Genomic DNA, 4,955 nt, shown 5'->3' on the forward strand with positions numbered 1-4,955 from the left:
GGTGGACACCACTTTGTCTAATTCGTCAGATTCTGACCAGACGGTTCAGGCTGTACGCTTACCGATGTCATAGCGCTTAATAAGCGCCTGAAGCGCGTCGAGGACATCATTTTTATAGCTTCTGACACGCGTCTGTCTTTGTTGCCATATCTGCTTTTCTGTCCCGGTCCAGGGCTTGCCAGGGGTACCGATCGGGTAAAATTGTTGATTTGTCATCTGTCCCTCTGAAGAATTAAAAATTTCAGCGGCCGCGCACTGCCACCAGGAAGACTGAGTTGCCAAGGCCTGAACGGTAAAAGATAATAAGTGCATTGCTGAAACCTGCCGCGAGAGACCACAGCAACCCTTTCATGGTATCTGCATATCCGGTGTTCACCGGCGCTAATATATATACGCCGGCCACAATCATTATCATCAGCACCATATCGAAATGGACTGACCCCATAAAGCTGGACAGTTCATGTTAAGTGGGAAACAATAAAGAAGCCTTCATGTGTTTAGGCTAATCGTTTAGTTAAAGCGATTTTTTTGGTACAACTAATCACCAAAACTTAATGACATCTCACAGTGCCACCTTGCAAAACTATCATATTGTCAGTAATAATAATAATAAAATAAGCCAATTCGGAGTTTCCGCATGCCAGATGTAAATCGAATCAGATTACCCTCCAATCCATTAGTACGAGATATATCCCAGCTTCAGTCCGCAGCCAGGCAAGCTGGTACAATTATTACTACTGTTGGCCACAGAACATATAACATTCATCATATCCATTCATCTGATTGGTTTACAGTCGAGCGTATCAGAGGAGGGATAGGCTCTCTCTTGAGAAGAGGAGATTCAGCACGAGCTCAGCATTTGGAATGGCAGCTGAATCACCTGCGCAATCATGCAACAGTAAATACGCCTGTGCCACATAATCCTCCCTCCTCCACCGGGGAGGATAACTTAAGTCACAAACAATTAAATGCAGCAATAAAAAACTGCTCATTCACTCTTTCTCCTAATATGTTCAATTGCCCAGAGAATTTATTGACATGCCCGATAACTCTGAGCACACCAACGTTAGCAGTTTTTATGAGAAATGCTGCTGATTCGAACGTATGCACTATATATGACATGTGTGCATTGCAGCACCTTATAAATATTCAGGCTGACCACCCTCTTAGCCGGGAGCCGATAACCGCATCAATGATTATTTCGAAAGATAAATGCTGCTTTGACACTACAAAAAATAACTTTATTTCTATACACCCCCAGACCGGGACCTGACAGAAAATTACCAATTATTTGAGTATAAACATAATCAAAAGTATAAAATATCATATGGCAATACTGGCGTATTGATAATACGTCAGTATTGTCAGCGCGTGGCCTACAGGTTAAACAATGAACGACTGATCTTACCCACGTAATGTGGACACAGCCCTAAGCGAGGTTCTGGTTTTCAAACTGTTCCGGACTGAGACCGCCACAGGTACTGTGACGACGCCAGCGATTGTAATCACACTCGATATAATTAAATACCGTCGTCCGCATGATCTCCCGACTGATAAAGCGTTCACCGTGGATGCATTCGACTTTCAGTGAGTGGAAGAAGCTTTCCGCACAGGCATTATCGTAGCAACAGCCCTTTGCACTCATGCTCCCGCGCAGATTGTACCGCTTCAGCAAAGCCTGATAATCCGCGGAACAATACTGGCCCCCGCGATCCGTGTGAACGATGACATTTTGTGGTTGCTTACGCCGCCGCAGCGCCATCTGTAACGCATCGCAGGCAAGCGGTGTTGTCATCCGACCAGCCAATGACTGACCGCGACCACAGGTCGATAACCACGGCCAGATAAAGCCAGCCTTCACCAGTGCGAAGATACGTGATGTCACCCGCCCACTTCTGATTCGGGCCGCTGGCGTAAAAGTCCTGCTTCAGCAGATTCTCTGAGACTGGCAGACCATGTTCGCGGTAACTGACCGGCGATACAGGTGGGACCGTGGTCCCAGACTGATGTTCTGACCGGCGATACGAGTGGGACCGTGGTCCCAGACTGATAATCTGATCGACGATACGGGTGGGACCGTGGTCCCAGACTGATGTTCTGACTGGCGATACGGGTGGGACCGCGGTCCCAGACTGATAATCTGATCGACGATACAGGTGGGACCGTGGTCCCAGACTGATAATCTGATCGACGATACGGGTGGGACCATGGTCCCAGGCTGATGTTCTGATCAACGATACAGGTGGGCCCAGAGAGAATATTCAGACCAATTAGTTATGTTCTCTGGCCTGTGCCAAAGGAAACTGAGTAAAGACAAATAAACGTAGACTAAAACGTATCCGCATCAGGGCGCCGGCTTTTCAAGTTCCTTAAGAATGGCTTCAATTTTCTCTATACACTCAGTTGGAACACGAGATCTATCCAGATTAAGCACCATTTTATCGCCCTTGCACAATACTGTCGCTCCAGGAGCAAACTGATGTCGTGAGCTTAAGCTAGTTCTTGCTGCAGATGACGTTTTAAGCACAGACGTTAAAAGAGTGATAACTTCTTCCGCTTCAAATATCACCCCCGCTTTTTTCTGCTCATGAAGGTTAGATGCCTGCTGCTTAAGTAATTCTTCTTTATCTGTAAAGGCTTTTTGAAGCGCCTCACCTGACCGGGCTGATAGTTCACCGGGATGAGAAAAAAGAGCAACAACTGATTTAGGTAACCTGGCTGTGTTGATACAGCGGGTAATAATCTTACGAGAAATGTTTTCCGCATCGGCCAGCGCAGAAATATTTCCAGCAAATTCATTCTGCAGTCGGCTTGCATAACGCTGACCACGTTCATAAGCACTTGTTGGGCGATAATCGTTACCCAATCTGGATAATGCAGCCATCTGCTCATCATCCAGCTCGCCAACCAGAACACGATAATCACTTTCGGTAAGTGCAGCAGCTTTACGACGGCGACTCCCATCGGCTATTTCTATAACACCAGACACTATTCGACCGAACGCTGGTGTCTGCTGACCCGTCAGTAGAAAAGAAGGGATGAGATCATCCAGGGCTTCTTCGGTAAGCAGCTCCTGGTCACGTTCATTACCTGACCATACCCGAGAGGTCTTCTCAACACTATCACCCCGGAGCACTTCAAGGGTAAATTTCACGTCCCGACCACATACAGGCAAAGTAATAGCATTACCGCGGGCCATAGCGCCTACGCGCGCAATTAACGAATCCACCATCGGGGCAGCGGGCACCGATGACGAAGTATCTTCTACAGATTGAGTACTGAGAATATGTTTTGGAATGACAGGAGCACGCTTCATTATCTAATCTCCCAGCGTGGTTTAATCAAACGATCGAAAATTTCATTGCAGACAGGTTCCCAGATAGAAAGGGCATTTCTCCAGGCGCCAGTTGAAGAGCGTTGATCAATGGCCTGTTCAAAAACAGTTCTCATCCGGATCTGACCTTTGCCAACTTCATCCGTTTCACGGACAACATTTTTTAGAACCATGCTTCCCCAGGCATCCCGAATTTGCTCCTCCATCCACGGGGACTGAGAGCCATTACTATTGCTGTATTTGGTAAGCAAAATACGTACATCAGGCTCGAACCCTTTAAGATCTACGTTCTTGAGCAAGTCACGAAGCATATCGAAAAACTGCAGTGCGGAGGTGTAGTCGAACAACTCAGCAGGCGTGGGAACAATCAGTACATCTGCAGCACATACGACATTAATCGTGCCAATCCCCAGGTTAGGCGCGCTGTCAATAACGACGACATCATAGTCATGAGCAACAGTTTCAATGGCCAGTCGGAGCATCAGGTGTGGATCGGTGGGCAATTTACCTTCATCAAATTTTCCCATTAACTCAGTTTCAATACGGTGCAGAGCCAGACAGGAAGGAATAATGTCAAGCCCTGGCCAGCAAGTGGGCTTTATTGCATAAGTGACATCGTCCTTTTCCCCAAGATAGAAGGGCAGGAGAGTATCTTCTGCATGAATATGAAGATCAGGCACCCACCCGTGATACATTGATGCTGTTCCCTGGGGATCGTTACCTTCCACGAGCAGAACACGTAGCCCTTTCAGAGCCATATCCTGAGCAAGGTGAACAGAAACAGAGGTTTTATAAACACCACCTTTATGAGCAGCAACTCCAATCACTGGTGGAAGTACACCTTCAGCACGTCTCAGTCGCGTACCAAATACGTCACGCATATGATTAATCTGTTCAATTGTATAACCAATACGCTGTTCAACCCGTCCCCGTGTTTCCATATCCGGATGCGGTAGTCGACCAGCTTTCTCGGCATCCCTGATAGCCTGAGAAGAAACCCCGACTAAATCCGCTGCTTCACCTATTCTCCAGCGCCGGGTTATTTTCCTCGCTTCCGGACTGTCATCATTAAACTGTGCAATGGCGATAGCCCTCGTCATTTCATGGCCAGCACTTATGCACTGGTTAAGTGTATTCATGAGTCCCATACTGAACATCCTTTAATCACAACTTTGCATATTTTTATTAAATCTTGGATTTTTTTGCAAAGCAACAACAAAATCGCAAAGCCATTAAAAAACTGCAAAGTTATTTAAAATGAGAGCAGCACAACAAAAAGGAGAGTAAGAAGAGCGCATACCTCAGTCACTAATTATCACTAGCGCTCGCCGCAGCCGTGTAACCGATCGTAGCGAGGAAGCCTGTTCAGTCAGATAGCTCTTACGTTCAGCGCAAGAAGAAATATCCACCGCAGGAAACACTCCAGGCACAAGTACACACGCGGATAGCTGATTCAGAGTAATAAACTGTGACAAACAGCCCTCAAATCTGTGACAGATACCCCCAGACTACTCAGCCGTCATAGAGGTGATATCACAAAAGGAAAATACGATATGAGTCTGAACCGCCCCGGGAATCCTGGAGACTAAACTCCCTGAGAAAGAGGTAAACAGGATGACTA

General features: G+C 46.8%; 4 protein-coding genes and 1 pseudogene. 1 reads left to right on the plus strand and 4 read right to left on the minus strand.

What is annotated here, in order from left to right; all coding sequences use genetic code 11:
• Positions 1 to 45: 45 nt before the first annotated feature.
• Complete coding sequence (locus tag A7090_RS26895) at positions 46 to 312, minus strand: hypothetical protein (RefSeq protein WP_241957301.1); 267 nt, start codon at positions 310 to 312, stop codon at positions 46 to 48.
• A gap of 325 nt (positions 313 to 637) precedes the next feature.
• Between A7090_RS26895 and A7090_RS24625 the strand changes: the two genes are divergently transcribed.
• Positions 638 to 1,273, plus strand: coding sequence for a T3SS effector NleG family protein (locus A7090_RS24625; protein WP_105275830.1), 636 nt, complete (start codon positions 638 to 640; stop codon positions 1,271 to 1,273).
• Between the two features lie 156 nt (positions 1,274 to 1,429).
• On the opposite strand, the pseudogene A7090_RS24630 reads toward A7090_RS24625, so the two are convergent.
• The 3 genes and pseudogenes from A7090_RS24630 to sopA form a co-directional block, all read right to left on the minus strand.
• Positions 1,430 to 1,979: pseudogene (locus tag A7090_RS24630) on the minus strand (IS3 family transposase); the annotation flags it as partial.
• A gap of 365 nt (positions 1,980 to 2,344) precedes the next feature.
• Entirely contained in the window at positions 2,345 to 3,316 is a 972-nt protein-coding gene (locus A7090_RS24635; protein WP_105275831.1) for a ParB/RepB/Spo0J family plasmid partition protein, read from the minus strand.
• The gene (sopA, locus tag A7090_RS24640) at positions 3,316 to 4,482 is read right to left on the minus strand and encodes a plasmid-partitioning protein SopA (protein WP_105275832.1); all 1,167 of its coding nucleotides are present in this window, start codon (positions 4,480 to 4,482) and stop codon (positions 3,316 to 3,318) included. The genes A7090_RS24635 and sopA overlap by 1 nt, the downstream gene beginning before the upstream one ends.
• Positions 4,483 to 4,955 lie beyond the last annotated feature (473 nt).

The organism is Escherichia sp. MOD1-EC7003 (assembly GCF_002965065.1).
Taxonomy (GTDB): Bacteria; Pseudomonadota; Gammaproteobacteria; order Enterobacterales; family Enterobacteriaceae; genus Escherichia.

What these genes read in the sequence shown, in the direction of transcription:
- A7090_RS26895 (WP_241957301.1), bottom strand. Translation starts at nt 312, where the DNA reads ATGCACTTATTATCTTTTACCGTTCAGGCCTTGGCAACTCAGTCTTCC.
- A7090_RS24625 (WP_105275830.1), top strand. Translation starts at nt 638, where the DNA reads ATGCCAGATGTAAATCGAATCAGATTACCCTCCAATCCATTAGTACGA.
- A7090_RS24635 (WP_105275831.1), bottom strand. Translation starts at nt 3,316, where the DNA reads ATGAAGCGTGCTCCTGTCATTCCAAAACATATTCTCAGTACTCAATCT.
- sopA (WP_105275832.1), bottom strand. Translation starts at nt 4,482, where the DNA reads ATGGGACTCATGAATACACTTAACCAGTGCATAAGTGCTGGCCATGAA.